Genomic DNA, 17,194 nt, shown 5'->3' with positions numbered 1-17,194 from the left:
CATGCTATTTGATTATAAAGCAGCGTTAAAAAACATACCGCATAGACCTGGTGTTTATCAGTATTATGATGATGCTAATGAGCTGATTTATATTGGGAAAGCCAAAGATTTAAAAAATAGGGTTAGCTCTTATTTTAATAAAGACAATTATAAAGTTAATGCCAAAACAAGGGTACTGGTTAGTAAAATCAGGAATATAACTTTTACCATTGTAGACTCTGAAGTTGATGCATGGTTGCTAGAAAATAGCCTCATCAAAAAGCATCAGCCGCGTTATAATGTCATGCTTAAGGATGATAAAACGTATCCTTGGATTGTGATTAAAAACGAAAAATTCCCTCGTATACAATGGACACGCCGTATCGTAAAAGATGGCTCAAAATACTTAGGTCCTTACCCATCTGTAGGTATGATGCACTCTATCCTAGGTTTAATTAAAGAAACTTATCAGTTACGTACTTGCAGCTTGCCACTTACACAACCCAATATTGTAGCTGGTAAGTTTAGGGTTTGCCTAGAATATCAGATTGGAAATTGTAAAGGCCCTTGCGAGGGTTTACAAAACGAAGCCGATTATAATCAATCTATTGATGAAATTAAGGATATTTTAAATGGCAAAATAAGTGGCGTATTACGCAATTTAAAAGAGCAAATACTAGAAGCTTCATCGCAACTTAATTTTGAGCTTGCGCATCGTTTACAAAAGAAATACGAGCTTTTAGAAAAATACCAGAGCAAATCTACCGTTGTAAACTCTTCCATTACTGAAGTAGATGTCTTTAGTATCGCATCAGAAGAAAAAATTGCTTTCGTAAATTATCTCAAAGTAATGCATGGCACCATTATCCAAACGCAAACCATTGAGATGAAAAAGAAGCTTGACGAGACGGATGAAGAACTTTTAAGTTTAGCGATATCAGAATTTAGAAGCAGATATCAAAGTAAATCCAAAGAGATTGTGGTGCCTTTTGATATAGATATTGATGATGACAAATTAACTTTTACAGTACCTAAACAAGGTGAGAAAAAGAAACTGCTAGACTTATCTATGAAGAATGTTTTATTCTTTAAAAAGGATAAAATAGAACAATATGAAAAGCTAAATCCTGATTTAAGAACCGAACGTTTGCTTACACAAATGCAAAAAGACTTGAGACTTAAAGAGCTACCTAAGCATATAGAATGTTTTGATAACTCTAACTTTCAAGGTAAATATCCGGTTTCTGCTATCGTTGTTTTTAAAGATGCCAAACCTTCTAAAAAAGACTATAGGCATTTTAACGTTAAAACCGTTGAAGGACCAAATGATTTTGCTACGATGGAGGAAGCTGTTTTTAGACGCTACAAAAGATTGCTAGAAGAAGGAGAAACGCTACCACAATTAGTGATTATTGATGGTGGTAAAGGGCAATTATCTTCGGCTGTAAAAAGCTTAAAAGCTTTAGGTATTATGGATAAACTGGCTGTGATTGGTATCGCCAAAAGGTTGGAAGAACTTTATTATCCGGGAGACCAATACCCTTTATATCTGGATAAAAAATCTGAAACATTAAGAATTATACAGCATTTAAGAGATGAAGCGCATAGGTTTGGAATAACTTTTCACCGTAAGAAACGAGACCAGGGTACTTTGCAAACCGAGCTTGAATTGATTGATGGTATAGGTAAAACATCTGCTGAAAAGCTATTGAAAAGATTTAAATCTGTTAAAAAGATAAAAGAGGCACAAGAACAAGAATTACTTGAAGTTGTAAACCTAAAACAAGCCAAAGCTATCTTAGATTTTTTTGCTAAAAACTAAAAAGGTGCTTTTTTGCTATGTTTACAATAGCCTCGCTAAGCTGAGGCTATAGTTCTAATTTTAGTAGGTCTGAAAAACGAGGGAGCTTACACAACAGTTATGACTGTTGTGCGGAGTCTTACTTTTAAGAGATACTTTTTATAAATTCTTCTGCTGACATTACCGGAAGTAAAGAGTTTTTGAAATCTTTCGCATTTCTAGTTATGATAACTTCACATCCAGAATCAACAGCGCAAAAATATTGTAAAGCATCCTCAAAATCTTCAAAACTAGAGTTTAACCCTTTTTCAATGATAGTTTCATCTATGATAGAGATTTCACAAAGAACTTCAAATTTTCTCAACTTATCTTTAGCAACTAAAATTCCTTCAAACTTTGAAAGAAAATAGTTTACAGTAGCAAATGAAATAGGAGAAACAATTATTTGTAGTTTTTTCTGATCAGCCAATGTTGCAACTTGAGCAATTGAATAATAAAACGGTTCTCTTTCACCAAGCAGATCAAGTATTACATTAGTATCTAAATAAACCCTTTTACTCATTTGTATTTGTTCATAAGATGTTCTGAATACTCTTTTTTATAATCCAAGTCGGTCGGTATTTTTTTACCCGAACTCAAACTTTTTACAAATGGAGAGATTTCTATTGAACGATCATCCTTAGCATCACTAGTTAAGGAGTGTAAGTAGTTTTCAATGATTCTTGATAAACTAACTTTTTTTTGAGAAGCATAAATTTTCGCTTTCTCAATTATTTCTTGATTTAGTTTCAACGTTAATTTAGCATCCATAATAATTTATTGTACGTACAAATATACAAATAAAATCCGTACAGCTTCCATTTTAACGGTGTCTTAGATTTTGCAAAACGTAAACTACTCGTTAGATTATATTCTAAATACGATGAATGAATTATAATTTGTATCTTTTCAATGTGTTTTCAAATGTTGAAGATTTTAAAAAGTTTTGTTTTTGCTTGTTCACTTGGATGATTTCTAAAAAACCTAATTCAACTAATGATTTTAAATCTGTTCTTGCAGTAAAGTTTGACACATTGAATCTTGATTCCATTTCTTTAGCGTTTAGAATTCTGTCTGGGTCATCGTGTACTATTTTTAAAATTTGTGCCATTCTATCATTTACTCCCGGTATTTTCATAAACTTCGCAGCTTGGAACACTTCTTTCTGTTTTCGGTTGATATACTCTTTCAATGCATCAAATGCTTTTTCCATCGTTCTAATATGATAGGTAATGAAGTAAGTCAAATCATTTTCATCTATTTCCGAATAGAGGTATGCTTTTTCATATTGTGATTTGGAATCTTTGATAATTCTTGAAATAGACAAATATTCCGTTAGCCAATATCCCTTTTTAAGCATATACCAATAAAATACAGCCCTTGCAGTACGCCCATTTCCATCTGTAAAAGGATGTATCCAGCCAATCATAAAATGAATAATACATCCTTTAATTATAGGGTGGATAAATTCTTCGGTATCAGTATTGAAAAACAGACATAGGTCATCTATGAGTTTTTTAAGATCAGATTGTAAAGGAGGTATGTGTACAATCTCACTATGAACATGATTTACTACATGTACATCATCGTTTTCTCTAAATTTTCCTTCATCATCTTTATCATCTAATGTATTACTGGTTATTAGTTTATGAATGTATAATAAATTCTCTGCTGTTAAATCTTCACTTTTTTGTTGAACAATATGCTTCATAGTCATGAAATTGTTCAAAATCATTTGTTCAGATTTATTTTTAGGCTTTTTCTCTTGCTGAATCATTTCTTTAGCCTTTTTTCTAGTAGTATTAGCTCCTTCCATTTGGCTACTAGAAATAGCCTCTTCCATTATAGAGCTCATCATAAACTTAGTCTTATCAGTTTCAGCAATACCGATATTACTTCCCAATGTTCCACCAATATGCATATCAAATTGATGTAGAGATTTTTGAATATAATCTGTTATTACATAATGAAACTTAAACGAATGAAATTCAAGTTCTTTTCTTCTCAGAAATCGATATAGCTTTATTGCACTCCACAGTTCTATAGGAGTACAGTCTTTAGCTTTATATTTTATGATGTCCCAATAAAAATATTCATCTTGTATTTTCTGTAGATTTCCACCCATCTGAAACTTAACCATAAGTGATATAGTTTTGTCTGTTTTTTCAATTTGTGGCGCTCGTTCAATCATTTTAGATTCAAAATATTTTGAGAATTTAAAGATAAATAAAAACCACGAGGTTTTAGATAAATCTCGTGGTTTTTATTAGTTTGAGTTTTTGAAATACAATATGGCTTGCTCTATGCAAAAAAACTCGGTTTGGTTTCTATCTATTCTATTCCTATGATGAATTTCATACTTCAAAACAACAAAAGCAGCATAACATAAGCACTATACTTTTTAATTTCCTGTGGAAAAGCTAAGAAGGTTTTTAGACAGTTTGACGTATTGCAGCTTGCCGAAGGCGGGGCTTTCGGAGCACCATCTGTCAAGCTACGATTAATGTTTATTCAGAGCCGAAAAGTTTCTGTAACCACGTTCGCCCCGCTTTTGGCAAGGTGCTGTTAGCGGTAGTTCTTTTAAGCGTCCATTCTGTAAACTCATTTATATAAACTGAATACTTTTTGGATAAAATTAAACCAGCATAGTTTTTTCTCTGGTTATCTTTTGCATTTTCCAAAATAAATTGCGTTTCTTCTTCATTAAATTTATAGAGTTTATGTCTATAATTCTCGTATTTCGATTTATATAAGGTATATTCTATATCGTTTGGATAAATGATGTTTTTATTTATAATGATATCATCAATGTTGAAGAGTTCGTCAAACAATGTTAGACTTCCTAAATATGATAAATCAAGTTTATTTAATTTAGGGCATTTTGTCAAAATATTTAGATTGTCTAAGTCATAACAATATATCAATTTTAAATTTTCGAGTTTCTCATTTTTTTCAATTCCGTTTAGATTCTTAAGTTTTGAACAAGAAAGTGTAAGTCTTTTGATGGTTATATTTTTTAAAGTATCTAAATTTTCAACAGTGTTATTTGAAAAATATAAGTTTTCTAGATTAGTAAATGCTGTTAGATTGGTGAAGTCTAGGAATGAGTTGTGATTGATAATTAAGTTAGTGATTTGGGTTAATTCCAATAAACTTTTTTCATCTACGATAAAATCATCCAGTCGTTCTCTTATCCCTTTACCAAATGCCATTTTATATTGACTATACAACTCATTATAAGGTTTTATCTCAATGTTATTTGTGAAAAAGTCAAAATTTGCAATCAAATTTTTTCTCTGATTGTGATTTAGTTCTTTCCACCATAAGATTAGATTTTCCTCCATTGTATTGTCGTATTTAGAATTACCGCTAACGTCAGTTCGTCTAAAAACCTAAATCTAATCGCTGAGAATTGAATATACAAGAATTTTGTAAGATAGGTGTCCGTATATGGAATTTCAATTTTGAGGTTTTTAGACAGTTTGACGTTTTGCGTGTATGAGAAGTAGCGGTTTTAAAGCACTTCATTTTCAAATTGGTACTGACTTTTATTAAAAGCATTTACCTTTGACCTAGCACTTAACCCGCTATTTCTTATACACGCTGTTAGCGGTTCGTTGTTTTATCCGTTGTCGGTTGATAGTAAAATATCGTAACACCAGAGTCAAGAATTTTTGTATTTATAAGTTTCAAAATAATTTGTTCTTTTATTTGGTCAAATAATGGTAATCCTTTGCCTTCAATTATTGGATGAATACAAATTTGAAATTCGTCAATAAGATTACTGTTCAATAATTCAATAATTAAACTTCGACTTCCAATTAAAATATCTTTTCCTGCTTGTTGTTTGAGTTCAATGAGTTTTTCGTTAAGCGGTTTGTCTGAAATTTTCGCACTTTCCCAGCTTGTGTCTTTTAGAGTTTTGGAGAAAACAAGTTTTTGAATTTTGTCTATTGAAATTGCAAAGTCGTCCATTGATTTTTTTCCTGATGGATTTTGCAATAAGGTTTGCCAAAACTTCATTAGTTCAAAAGTTGTACGTCCGTATAAAATAACCCCACCATTATTTATTAGGTCAGAATAATGTTGATGAAGTTTTTCGTCCACTATTCCTACCGTATGGTCGCAAACACCGTCAAGTGTCATATTGATTGCTGCAATTACTTTTCTCATATTTTCGTTATTTTCTATAATTTCACAATTTAATTCTGTCGAGTCCATTTATAATTGCACCTTTTATCATATTTCCATAACCATCTTCTGGCAATAGATTGCAAAATGAAAGAGCTAAATCATAATTGATTTTTGCATTTTGTAAGTCGTTAAGGTCTTCGTGGCACTTGCCAATATTTAAATAAAGTGATGGTAATATGTCTTTAACATTCTCGTCATTTATTTTCAAAGCTAAATTTAAAGCTGTTTCGTCCCATTTTAATTTATTTTGAATATTCTCTTGATGTCTGGCTACATAATGTGCTGATGTAAATTTTTCGAAATCATTTGATGCTTCGTCCCAGGCTTGCTGAAAAAGTTTAAGTGCTTCCATTTTTCGTCCTTGCCCTTCAAGCTCCATTCCTTGAGCACATAATTTTACAACTTTGTTGTTTGTGTCAAATTGCATCTTAATTGTTTTTAAAGTGAAGCACAATATTAAAATATTTAAAAATCCTGTGCATTGATATAGGTCAAAAAGGTCATTTTGATTTAAGTCTGCTCAATGTTTCTTGTGTGATGTCGAGATAGGAGGCTAGTATTTTATTTGATAAGCGTTGAATATAAATTGGATTTTCAGCCATTAGTCTGTCGTAGCGTTGTTTTGCTGAAAGTGTGACAAGGTTTTTTATTCTTTTGTTTTGATATAAATAAGCCATTTCTAAAAGTGTTCGATAAAACTTTTCCCATTGCGGAAAGTCAGAAACTAATTGGTAAAAATCTCTATAATTTATAGAATATAGTTCTGAATATTCAAGCGTATCAACAAATTCAAAAGATTGCTGTTGGGAAATGAAACTTGAAATTGAGCTCGCAATGGAACCATTGAAAGCCACATACCTTGTCTTTTCGTGTCCTTGTTTGGTTATGAAATATGTCCGGATACAACCACTATGCACAAAATATAGTTCTTTACAAATTTCTCCTTCTGAAAGTAAAATCGTGTTTTTTTTGAAAGTCTTTAACTTAAAGCAAGCTGCTATTTTGTCGATTTGATTGTCGTCAAGATTTGTGTTTAATTTAAGATAATATTTTAGTTTTTCTGTCACGTTGTTTGTTGTTGGAGTAGTCGTCTTACAATGACCGCTAACTAGTAAATATCCGCTATCCTATAGCGCATATTTTTCGATTAAGTTACAATTTAGTATTACATTTTAAATTTTCAAATGATTCAAAGAGCTTTTTATTTAAAAATATGCTTCATACTCAATTTTAATAGCTTTTCATTTGCTACTGTGTCTACAATACGATTTTCACTATCTAATCTAAAACTCAAACAATTATAAGAATTAAGACAACTATTATCTGGATATATACGAGTATACACGGATAATTCAAGTTAATTCTTAGTATAAATTCATTGCTTTTTTAAAGTATTCACGAATTCGTTTCTCGTTTTTTGAGGAATTTTTTAAGAAAAAATTGCCTAGGATTGGCCGCCTATAAGGCTGGAATGCTTTGTCTAGGAAGACCTGATTTTAAAATATTACAGAAAAGGAAAAAGAGTCGAAATATTTCCTGAAATGCTCAAAAAATACTTCGACTCCTCTTCATCTAAAAATAATGGTGATTTATTGATATGATCTCTTCATTCTTAAAAGAGATTAATATTCCCACAAATCTTGCTCATACTGTGTTAAAGAGCGTTTTATTCTTTCTGCCTCTAATAACTTATCAATACCAGTAGCTAAATCTTTACGGTCTTTAATTCTGATGTCTTCCGGAGTAGATTCTTTGGTAATAACACTACTGAAAAATCTTAGCTGGAAGATGTCATCAAAACTATATTTGATTTTATCATTTGGATGCGCAACAATGTATTTGCATAATCGCTCTCTTACAGATGGGTAATTAATCCAAACTACAGGCTGCATATTGTTTAAAAGCTCACCTAAATTGCTAACACCGCCAGGAGTAGCGCCACCACCTGCCCCAGGTAAAGCAGGACCGGTATTTAAGTTTACAGTATTAGGAACAATAACAGCTATCCCAATAATAAATGGTTTAAACTCTGATCTGTTTTTGTCAAAATACCAGTCTTCCATGATTCTTAAACCAAACTTGATATTCTTTTCGTAATCGCTAAATTCCTCATCACTGATAATACCTAGTGTATTTAATGTACCGTCTATGGTTGCGCTATCTACATCAAGTTCAAATTTATCATTATTGTAACCCTCCATTTTTTGAGAGCGCACTTCATCTAAAATAATTCTAATGATATTTTTCTTAGGCTCTGCCGCCGAAAGAAACTTGTTTGCATTTTCTACAAAGAAAATATCTCTCCAAACTCTCTTGCTGTAGGTTACATCATCTGCCTTAACTTTTGGCATCTCTGGCGCACACTTAATACTATCTTTAGATATATTTTTATCGTATTTCACAGAATCTGTAAAATCATGAATAGATCTAACAATGGCCTTCTTTTTCTTCTGCGCAACTGCCGGAGTAGTAGTTTGTGCAGCACCGGGTGTTTGCCCTAAGGCTACAGAAGTGCTAACTAAAGCTACCAAAAAAGAAAAAATTATTTTTTTCATACCAAAATTATTTAAGGTAGTATTATCTACCAACTTGTATACTAACTGGTGTTTCTAAAGCAACCGTCTTACCTGTTTCCCCAACTGCCGATATATTTAAGAAATAAACAACATCACCAGGGTTTAAACCTCCAATAACTTGTTTAATCTGACCAGAGAAATTATCATCACTTGATTGTAGGATAATAGCATCTTGTCTTGGCTTTTGAACGTAAAGCGTAAACTTGCTTATTTTATATTTAAAGTCGAAATCAAAATTTCTTAATTCTGCCTCTAACTTCCCTGTACTTCTTGCAGCAGAAGCACTGATGGTACCAGATGCCTTACCTGCAAACGTTGCAATTGGAGGAGGTACTTCTTTAATTCTGAAGTTGGTAGTTCCTAAAACCTGAGTTTTACCCGGTGCAACTTCTGCCGATACGGTAATCGTTGCTTGTGAACCACCGCTAACTCTGGCCACATATTTACCATTTCCGCCCGAAAGGCTACCACCTGTCATACTAACTTTTAACTTCTCTTTAGCTATACCCGGGGCAGAAACTGAAACTGGGTTATCCGGACCAATATAAAATACATTCATTTTATCTGGAGAAACAACAGCTGATGGTCTTGCTACACGGTAAGTTTGCTCCGGAGTTTCATAAATCTTCTCTGTACCATCAGTTTGTTTTACTCTTATGGTACCTTTCCATTTAAACTCCCCTTCACTATTGGTATTTACGCTATAAACACCTCTACCATCTTTAGTGGTTAACCTAGAACCATTCACCACAATATCAGGATTCTGTTTTGAATCATAAGCCGTTAAGAAAACTTCTGCTGTGTAAGGCTGCCCCTGTATAACATAAGACGTAGGTGCTACCGCAACTGCAGCAAAAGCATCTAAATTCACCAAAGCTTCATCCATTTTAGACAAAAGCTTTCTTACGATAACATTTTCAGCGTTTTTTGCATCAGCTTCTATTTTAGAAAGTATCGTTACAGATGCTGTAACTGGTGTACCTTCACCAAAATTAGATTGTACCCAATCTGCTTTAGTACCCGAAGTTGTTCTTTTCTCTGGATCTTTAGCCTCTAAAGAAAAAGATACTGATGCCCTGTCACGAGGATCAAGAAGACTTAATAATTTATCTCTCGTCTCGTTTACTTTTGTTTGCAGTAAATATCCTTTCCCTTTATCTTTCTTGCCTTCTGCCCACATAATTCTTGGAGAAACATCCAAATCATCTCTATTTTTTATTTCACCAGTTTCTGGAACAATACCACCGCCAGCTTCTACTAATTCTTTTCTAACGGCATCTATGTAAGTGTTTAGTTCGGCAGCAACTGCTTGTACTTGTTTTATTTTATCTAGGATAGGTTTTGCTCTTTCAGGGTTTTCCTTAAGCTTTGTTTGTTCAAAAGCAGAAACAGATTGTGTTAAACTTGCGTTAACGTTGGCTGTTGATGTTTTTAAACTATTATTTATTGTAGAAAAAGCATTCAAAATGGTATCAGATACGTTAATGGCTAGCATAGCCATTAATACAAGGTACATGATACCAATCATCTTCTGCCTCGGGGTTTCTTTACCGCCTGCCATGCTGTTTTTATTTTAAGTGATCAGATGAATAAATTGTATGATGAACTCGTATTAAGCTCTAGGCTGGTTCATAGCAGAAAGCATATTACCATAAACCGCATTTAAGCTAGATAAATTTTTAGATAGCTTACCCACCTCTTCTTTAAACTGCTTAGAATCCTCCAAAGACTCATTAAAGTTTTGCATGGTTTGTGAAAGGTTCTGATAGAATTTATTCATTGATTTTAAATGAGCACTAGAATCTTGCAACTCTAATTCATATACCGCATTAAGTGCAGAAATATTTTTACCCAAATTGTTAATTTGATGGTGATACTCTTTTGATGGTTGGGCAGCTTGAGCAATTTCGCTAACACCACTTGCAGCTTGGTCAAAAGCTAAACTTAAATTCCCAGCTTTTGCAGAAGCTTCTTTTAACTTACCTGCAAATTCATTAGTGGTAACAGATGCATCAGCTGCATTAGAGATAGCAGCTACCTTATTACTAAAGTTTTCTAAACCTTCTTTTATTTTAGTTGTAACATCATCACCTATTTTTAGGTCTGGCAAGAAACTTCCACCGCCTGCTGCACCACCTTTTATTTCTAACTCATTTAATTTAACAGGTTTATTCATATCTGGTAAATCACCAACATAATCTTCTGATAGCTGTGGATAAACTTTCTCCCATTTTGGGTCTTTATGAGGAGGAACAAAACCCATAATAAAGAAAAGTAAGGCTTCTGTACCTAAACCAATACCAATAATGATAGCACCACCTGGTAAGTGCAAAATTTTAAACATCGCACCAATAATTACAACGGTAGCACCCCATGATATAATTGCATCAAGTGTGATTTTGAATTTCTTCTTTTGAGCCATTTTAAATACGTTTTGGATTTTTAGATTTAGTGTGTTTTGATAATTTAGTAAGGTTTGTTTTTGTTCGGTTTGTCTGCAATGTCTCTACCTGTAAAAGGTGTTACACATCTAAAACCTATAGAAGATCTTACAGAATCAGGATATTCGTAAGCTCTGGCAGAGTTTTGTAAGAAATACCCAATATCTTTCCAAGACCCACCTTTGATTACTCTTCTTTTATTATAATCTGGATCTCCTTCTTTTACAGCCCTATCAAAAGAAGGATTTAAAGTATTAACATAAGCCGTAGCCACATCATTATAAATAGAGCTTGTCCATTCTGCAACATTACCTGCCATATTATAAAGTCCGTAATCGTTAGGAAAATAAGACCTAACAGCAACAGTTGTTGCGCCACCATCATCTATATAATTACCTCTACCCGGTTTAAAGTTCGCCAATAAGCAGCCTTTAGCATTTCTAATATAAGGACCTCCCCAAGGGTAGCTGGTTCCCACTCTACCGCCTCTGGCAGCATATTCAAATTGAGCTTCGGTTGGTAAATCATAATCTAGTCTGGAAGGTAATCCTCTAGACGCTTTATAGGCTTCATTATATCTGGAGCGCCAAACAGAAAATGCTTTAGCTTGTTTCCAGCTTACGCCAACAACAGGATAATTTAGAAAAGCCGGATGAGAGAAATATCCTTTTACCATAGGATCATTTTGCGCATAAGAAAAGTCTGAAATCCAAACCAATGTATCAGGATAGATATAAACTTCTTCTTTTATAATAAAATTATCTCTTGTTATAGAAATACCATTTTTATTTAAATTAGGATCTCTGGCGCCACGGCTATCTGCTGCTTTTCTGTAATCTATCCAAGCATAACTATATTTTAACTGCTCTACATTAAGTTCTCTCTTGTTGAAGAATTTCTCATTACCTTGATAGAACATGTTTTTTTCAAGATCTTCTACTAGCGTTTTATCAGACCATAAACCTTTTTTTCCGGTTCCAACTTTTTTCCAATCTATATATTTATCGGTGTTGTTAGCACTTTTACCTTTAGGTTTAAGCATATACTTTTCTGCTTTGGTACCTAGCCTATTTATAGCTATAGAATCTCGAACCCAGTTTACAAACTGCTTATATTCGCTGTTAGAAATTTCTGTTTCATCCATATAAAAGGCAGAAATGGTAACTTGCTTGTTTTGAGGGAACTGAGAAATAGTAACATCTTGATCTACTTGCCCCATCACAAATGTACCAGCGGGTATGTAAACCATGCCAAATGGCAACTCTTGCTTGTAAGGTTTTCCCTTGATGCCTATGAGCTCTCCTTGCCCCCCACTACTACATCCTGCCAAAGCCATATATAATACTATCAAGGATGATAAGTATACTCTCTTCATACGTGTTTTCTTCTATTTTCTTTTTTAATGCTACAAAAAACGTTTCTAATATACAGAAATTAGCCATTTGAAAATAAAAAATTATTTAAAACATTTTATTGTCAAATAAATAACGCTATAGATAAAGTCAAAAAAGACTTTCTTAAGTATTCTTAACCTATTTTCTGCCTAGCTTTGAATGCTTTTAGTACCGTATTACGGCGCTATTAGTATAAAGTTTCAAAAAAACGTAACCACTTTTATTGTTTGGGTAGGTATCAAAATTTAGTCCATCCTATTTTAAAGACTTGATGTATTGTTCTATAGCCATGGTCATAGATGGGGCCTGTGGTGTTGGAGCGGCAATATCTAGTATTAAACCAGCATCTAATATTGCTTTTTGCGTGGTAGCACCAAATGCGGCAATACGAGTATTATTTTGCTGAAAATTGGGGAAATTTGTAAACAATGATTGCACACTAGAAGGACTAAAGAAAACAAGAATATCGTAATATACCTCAGCCAAATCTGATAAATCTGACACCACAGTTTTAAATAAAACGGCAGGTGTAAAATCAATCCCCTGAGACCTTAAAAAAACCTCGGTTGCTTCTGCAGCAACATCCGAACAAGGGTACAAGAATTTTTCTCCACTATGTTTTTTAAGTACATCAGCCAAATCTTTTGGTGTTTGCTTGCCAAAAAAGATTTTTCGCTTTCTGTATTGTATATATTTTTGAAGATAAAGTGCTATAGATTCTGATATACAAAAATATTTTAAATCTGCAGGTACTTCATACCTCATTTCTTCGCAAACTCTAAAAAAATGATCGGCTGCATTTTTACTGGTAAGAATAACAGCAGAAAAATCCGGAAGGTTTACTTTATCTTTTCTAACTTCTTTTGCCGGAACACCTTCAACATGGATAAAAGATCTAAAATCAATCTTTAAATTCAAAGTAGTTGCTAAATCAAAATACGGTGATTTTTTGCTCTCTGGCTCGGGTAAAGTAACTAATATGCTTTTTACCTTCTTCTTTCTGTCTTCCAATTGAGATTGCATAAACTTCCTTTTATATATTGAGTGCCTTAATGACGATTAAAACTGGACAAATTTCAAAGGCGCAAAGATAAAGAATTAAATAAAACTTTGAAAGTTTGTAATTAGATAAGATTTGAACTACTAATCTTGAAAATTGAGCGATTAAAATGATGCTTAATAGCATTGCGGCAATACCTAATATCCAATTACTGTCTTTATATACCGTTAAAATAAGAATGATCGTGAGCGGAATAAATAGTATGGCCACATTAAAAAAAGTAATGTAAATGATATGAACATATTCTCTCACTAATTTACCCAACTCAAAAACAAACCCAATAAACCTGAGTAGCAATATTTTAACACCAAGAAAAAGACCTAAATAAAAAGAGACACTTAAAAATAACGAAAAGCCTGTTAAAGAAACGCCTGTACCTTGTGTAGCGATAAATAGGTATAAAAATAACCCTGTAATTAACGAATAGAGCAAGTAAGAGAATAAGAAAAACCAAGAAGTAAAGATATTTTCTTCTTTATTTATTTGCGCCAGTATTCTATTGTCATAAAAAGCAGAGAAAACCATCTCGGTTTCTTTACTAAATATCCTTTTTAAAAGTGCAAATAAGAGCAATAAGCCTAGCATCACAAAAAGAACCCAGTAATGTAGCTTGGTTATAGTTTTACCCACGCCGTATATTGCGTTCTTTGATTTTTTTGCATCAAAAATATGGGTATACAAATCTGCTATCACATATTTCTTGAGCATTTGCTGCACAAAAAGATTTTCGCGTTTGGGGTTTGGATTTAAATAATACCACGTAATAGAGTCTCTTATTTTAGCTTGTTGCGCTTTAAGCAGAGCTTCTTGAAGACGCCAGTTTTGAAACTGTGCTATTTTAAGGCTATCTGTTTTTTTTGATAAACTATCTTGTGATAACTTACCCTGAACCGTAAACGCTAAACATAAACACCATACAAAAACACAGCTAAACTTCAACATTAAAAATAACTTACAATACCGAAATGGATTTTACCTCTCTGCAAATTTAAAAGATTATTTTGTTGTTTCCCTAAAGCGTAATTTAAAGATACAATACCCGCTTTAGTTTGAAAAGTAAAACCTGCACCAAAACTAAATGGGTAATCTTTTAGTTGATTTGCATTGATATTTGATTGAAGATAAGCTTGTTCATAAAACAGATTCAAGAAAGAGCGCTGCTCTAAAAAAAATCTATACTCAAAAGTTTGAATACTATAAGTACTTGCTAATAATGATTGCTCATCAAAACCTCTAAAAGTTTTAATGCCACCTATTCTAAAAAGCTCATTCTCAAATAAATTATCACCACTTATAAACGCACTTTGGTTATGCAGGTAAATATTTGACCGCTTACTTAAATAAATATAATAATTTAAATCAGCCTGAATTTTGAACTGACTACGCCCATTAACAGGAATTGTATCTGATGATAAATTTCTTTTACCAGCGCCAAAGTTTAAATAAACTTTATACCCTTTAGTTGGTATAATGTTGTTATTTAAGCTTTGGATATTTGTTTCTAGACCATAATAAATGGTACGGATATTTCCTGCTGTATTGGTAGTTTGATTAAGCCCATTAGCAACTTGATTGCCTGTAAAACTTTCTACAAAAAAACCAAAGCTTTTATCAAGTTGATATTGATAAGCAAAACCTAAACGAGCATTAAGATTTAGAAAACTGCTGTCTCTCTTAAAAAAAGATATATTAGAAAATATACCGATTTGAGTATTTAAGAGGTAGGGATAATCAAAGCTTAAATTAAGTTCTTGAGATTGAGCCGGTAAACCGCGATAATTAAAGTTTAGCAACTCCCCACGCTTAAAAGCATTCTGTAATTTAAGCTTAAAATCTCCTGTCAATTGTAATTTACCAGTTGTATTGTTAGGTAAGAAACCAATAACGCCATCAAATTGGTTAGCATTCTCTTTATCTAAGAATATGTTAATTTTAGCGTATTCGTCAGAAAAAATTATTTCTGTAGCTTTAACTTGTTTGGCAAAAGATAAATCTTGTAAGCGTTTATCTATATTGATAACTTTTGTTTCATCATAAGAATCGCCTTCTTTAAACCCCAGATAAGCATGTAAATACTTAGGATTAATTTTTGCAGAACCTACCAACCTTAAGGTGTCAATGGTAATTTTCGTACCTGGAATGCTAAAAAGTTTTGCACTTATTTTTTCCTTTTGGATGCTGATACTATCTAACCAAACCTGTGCAAAAGGATAACCATGATTTTCGTACCAATTTAATATATCATCCTTAACCGAATTTATCTGACCAATATCCCAAAGTTCGTCCTGATAAAATTTTTCTCTAAATTTAATCTCTGCTAAAACTTGTGGCTGTATATTACCATTACTTAAGTTTGCCATTTGATAGGGCTTACCTGCTTCCATGGTAACATGCAACACTTTATTATCCCAATAATATTTTAAAACTGATGCGTTAAAATAACCTTTAAACTGTAATTGATTGATAACCGTATTTACAGCCTTAATGGTACTTAAAGAGTCTGCATAAGCATCTGCTAAACGGGATTGATGTTTCTCAGGAAATCCTGATAATTTAAGTTGATAAGGTTTTTCCTGTGCCTGTAATTGGACAGTAAGCAGTAATAAAAACCATACTCTTCTTAACATCTATCTTCTTGTACTTATGAATAGTAAAAGTAAGGTTTTAAGCTAAAAAAATAGAAATCATAAAACTTCGATATACTGATTAATTAAAGGAATTGTATGAGATAGGATATTGTATTAAACCCTAGCTGAATACAAAAAAGAACAATTGCCTTTAATGCTAGCGAAACCTCATTTCAGTTATAATTTTCTTATCTTTAACACACAATACTTTTTGACCATGGAAGCAATCAAAATAAATGTAAATAAGCAAATGGATGGATACTCATTTAGTATTACACCATCCATTCGAGATTTAATTAAAAGACTTTTTCCTAATGCCTATCCAGCTAATAATATTTTCGTTGGGTATGACACAAAAAGCGATTTTGAATTTTATGTAAGTAAGCTTGAAAGCCATATTTATCCAGCTTTGTTGGGCGTTGACAATGAAAACGATTTAAATCAATTTGGTGAAATTTTGTTCATTGACACACAAACAGGAAAGATCTTACATAAATTAACACCTCGTGACGAAAAAATTTAATCAATACTTAGGTAAGGCTGGACACCTAAATGTAATGTCGGAGTTTCTAATGTTGGGATGGAATGTTGCCATTCCAGAGGTTGATATTGGAGATGATATTTTTGTTGTTCAAGACGACAATGGCACATTAAGACGAGTTCAAGTTAAAACTTCAACTTCTACAGTAAGACAAGGGAGTTTTAGCGGACAATTCAGTGTCTCTGTTAAAAATCTGCGTAATATTTCTAATATTTTGGTTCACTATATATTTCTTGTTAGGCATAATGATGAGTGGTCAAAACCTGTTATAGTTAGACAAGATTATTTACCTGACCATTTTGAAAATAACAAAGTAGGTTCAGAAGCAAAAGGAAACATCACATTTTATTTTTCTTATCATAAAGGGAAAGTGGAGTGTTCTGGACAAGATTTCACAAAGTATATCAAAGACTATACAGACTTTCCAAAAATAGAACATTAAAAAGTACTTAATCTGTGTAAAATTTATATCTCTGGCTGCGCTGCGCTCTAAAAACATCTTTCTATTTATAATAAAACCCAAGAATCTGAAAGTGCAAACA

At 32.7% G+C, this 17,194-nt stretch carries 17 protein-coding genes; 3 read left to right on the top strand and 14 right to left on the bottom strand.

The features are described 5' to 3' along the window. Position 1 precedes the first annotated feature (1 nt). Entirely contained in the window at positions 2-1,801 is a 1,800-nt protein-coding gene (uvrC, locus tag B2745_RS11030; RefSeq protein ID WP_304066448.1) for an excinuclease ABC subunit UvrC, read from the top strand. Positions 1,802-1,925: 124 nt separating this feature from the next. Here the strand turns inward: uvrC and B2745_RS11025 are convergent, their stop codons facing one another. From B2745_RS11025 to B2745_RS10960, 14 genes are all read right to left on the bottom strand, one after another. Further along, a complete protein-coding gene (locus tag B2745_RS11025; protein ID WP_304066445.1) occupies positions 1,926-2,342 on the bottom strand; it encodes a type II toxin-antitoxin system VapC family toxin in 417 nt (138 codons plus the stop codon). Beyond that, the gene (locus tag B2745_RS11020) at positions 2,339-2,590 is read right to left on the bottom strand and encodes a DUF6364 family protein (RefSeq protein WP_304066442.1); all 252 of its coding nucleotides are present in this window, start codon (positions 2,588-2,590) and stop codon (positions 2,339-2,341) included. The genes B2745_RS11025 and B2745_RS11020 overlap by 4 nt, the downstream gene beginning before the upstream one ends. A gap of 121 nt (positions 2,591-2,711) precedes the next feature. Further along, a complete protein-coding gene (locus B2745_RS11015; RefSeq protein WP_304066439.1) occupies positions 2,712-4,010 on the bottom strand; it encodes a Fic family protein in 1,299 nt (432 codons plus the stop codon). Between the two features lie 316 nt (positions 4,011-4,326). Beyond that, positions 4,327-5,163, bottom strand: coding sequence for a hypothetical protein (locus B2745_RS11010; RefSeq protein WP_304066437.1), 837 nt, complete (start codon positions 5,161-5,163; stop codon positions 4,327-4,329). 262 nt (positions 5,164-5,425) lie between these two features. Continuing rightward, positions 5,426-6,040: a dihydrofolate reductase family protein gene (locus tag B2745_RS11005; RefSeq protein WP_304066434.1), complete on the bottom strand. Its 615-nt coding sequence runs from the start codon at positions 6,038-6,040 to the stop codon at positions 5,426-5,428. Beyond that, positions 6,015-6,440: a hypothetical protein gene (locus tag B2745_RS11000; RefSeq protein ID WP_304066431.1), complete on the bottom strand. Its 426-nt coding sequence runs from the start codon at positions 6,438-6,440 to the stop codon at positions 6,015-6,017. The genes B2745_RS11005 and B2745_RS11000 overlap by 26 nt, the downstream gene beginning before the upstream one ends. Before the next feature lie 73 nt (positions 6,441-6,513). Beyond that, entirely contained in the window at positions 6,514-7,080 is a 567-nt protein-coding gene (locus B2745_RS10995; RefSeq protein WP_304066428.1) for a Crp/Fnr family transcriptional regulator, read from the bottom strand. Between the two features lie 555 nt (positions 7,081-7,635). Continuing rightward, entirely contained in the window at positions 7,636-8,568 is a 933-nt protein-coding gene (gldN, locus tag B2745_RS10990) for a gliding motility protein GldN (RefSeq protein WP_304066424.1), read from the bottom strand. Between the two features lie 22 nt (positions 8,569-8,590). Continuing rightward, on the bottom strand, positions 8,591-10,150 hold the full coding sequence (gldM, locus tag B2745_RS10985) for a gliding motility protein GldM (RefSeq protein WP_026905464.1): 1,560 nt from the start codon (positions 10,148-10,150) through the stop codon (positions 8,591-8,593). 51 nt (positions 10,151-10,201) lie between these two features. Then, a complete protein-coding gene (gene gldL, locus B2745_RS10980) occupies positions 10,202-11,011 on the bottom strand; it encodes a gliding motility protein GldL (RefSeq protein WP_304066422.1) in 810 nt (269 codons plus the stop codon). A gap of 44 nt (positions 11,012-11,055) precedes the next feature. After that, the gene (locus B2745_RS10975) at positions 11,056-12,405 is read right to left on the bottom strand and encodes an SUMF1/EgtB/PvdO family nonheme iron enzyme (RefSeq protein WP_304066419.1); all 1,350 of its coding nucleotides are present in this window, start codon (positions 12,403-12,405) and stop codon (positions 11,056-11,058) included. A 274-nt stretch (positions 12,406-12,679) separates the two neighbouring features. Continuing rightward, positions 12,680-13,447, bottom strand: a complete 768-nt coding sequence (locus B2745_RS10970) for a uroporphyrinogen-III synthase (protein WP_026905461.1) — start codon at positions 13,445-13,447, stop codon at positions 12,680-12,682. A gap of 10 nt (positions 13,448-13,457) precedes the next feature. Then, positions 13,458-14,426: a DUF4271 domain-containing protein gene (locus tag B2745_RS10965; protein WP_304066417.1), complete on the bottom strand. Its 969-nt coding sequence runs from the start codon at positions 14,424-14,426 to the stop codon at positions 13,458-13,460. Next, positions 14,426-16,111, bottom strand: coding sequence for a ShlB/FhaC/HecB family hemolysin secretion/activation protein (locus B2745_RS10960; RefSeq protein ID WP_304066415.1), 1,686 nt, complete (start codon positions 16,109-16,111; stop codon positions 14,426-14,428). Before B2745_RS10960 ends, B2745_RS10965 begins: the two co-directional genes overlap by 1 nt. A gap of 217 nt (positions 16,112-16,328) precedes the next feature. Here B2745_RS10960 and B2745_RS10955 point away from each other — a divergent pair, with 217 nt between their 5' ends. Both B2745_RS10955 and B2745_RS10950 read left to right on the top strand, forming a co-directional pair. Then, the gene (locus B2745_RS10955; RefSeq protein ID WP_304066413.1) at positions 16,329-16,634 is read left to right on the top strand and encodes a hypothetical protein; all 306 of its coding nucleotides are present in this window, start codon (positions 16,329-16,331) and stop codon (positions 16,632-16,634) included. A gap of 34 nt (positions 16,635-16,668) precedes the next feature. Further along, positions 16,669-17,094 (top strand): hypothetical protein, encoded by a 426-nt coding sequence (locus B2745_RS10950; RefSeq protein WP_304066410.1) that lies wholly within the window; start codon positions 16,669-16,671, stop codon positions 17,092-17,094. Positions 17,095-17,194: the final 100 nt, after the last annotated feature.

Origin of the sequence: Pedobacter glucosidilyticus, assembly GCF_002483235.1 — a bacterium.
GTDB lineage: Bacteria > Bacteroidota > Bacteroidia > Sphingobacteriales > Sphingobacteriaceae > Pseudopedobacter > Pseudopedobacter glucosidilyticum_B.
Note: the sequence above shows the minus strand (reverse complement) of the source record. Positions and strands in the feature narration are given on the sequence as shown.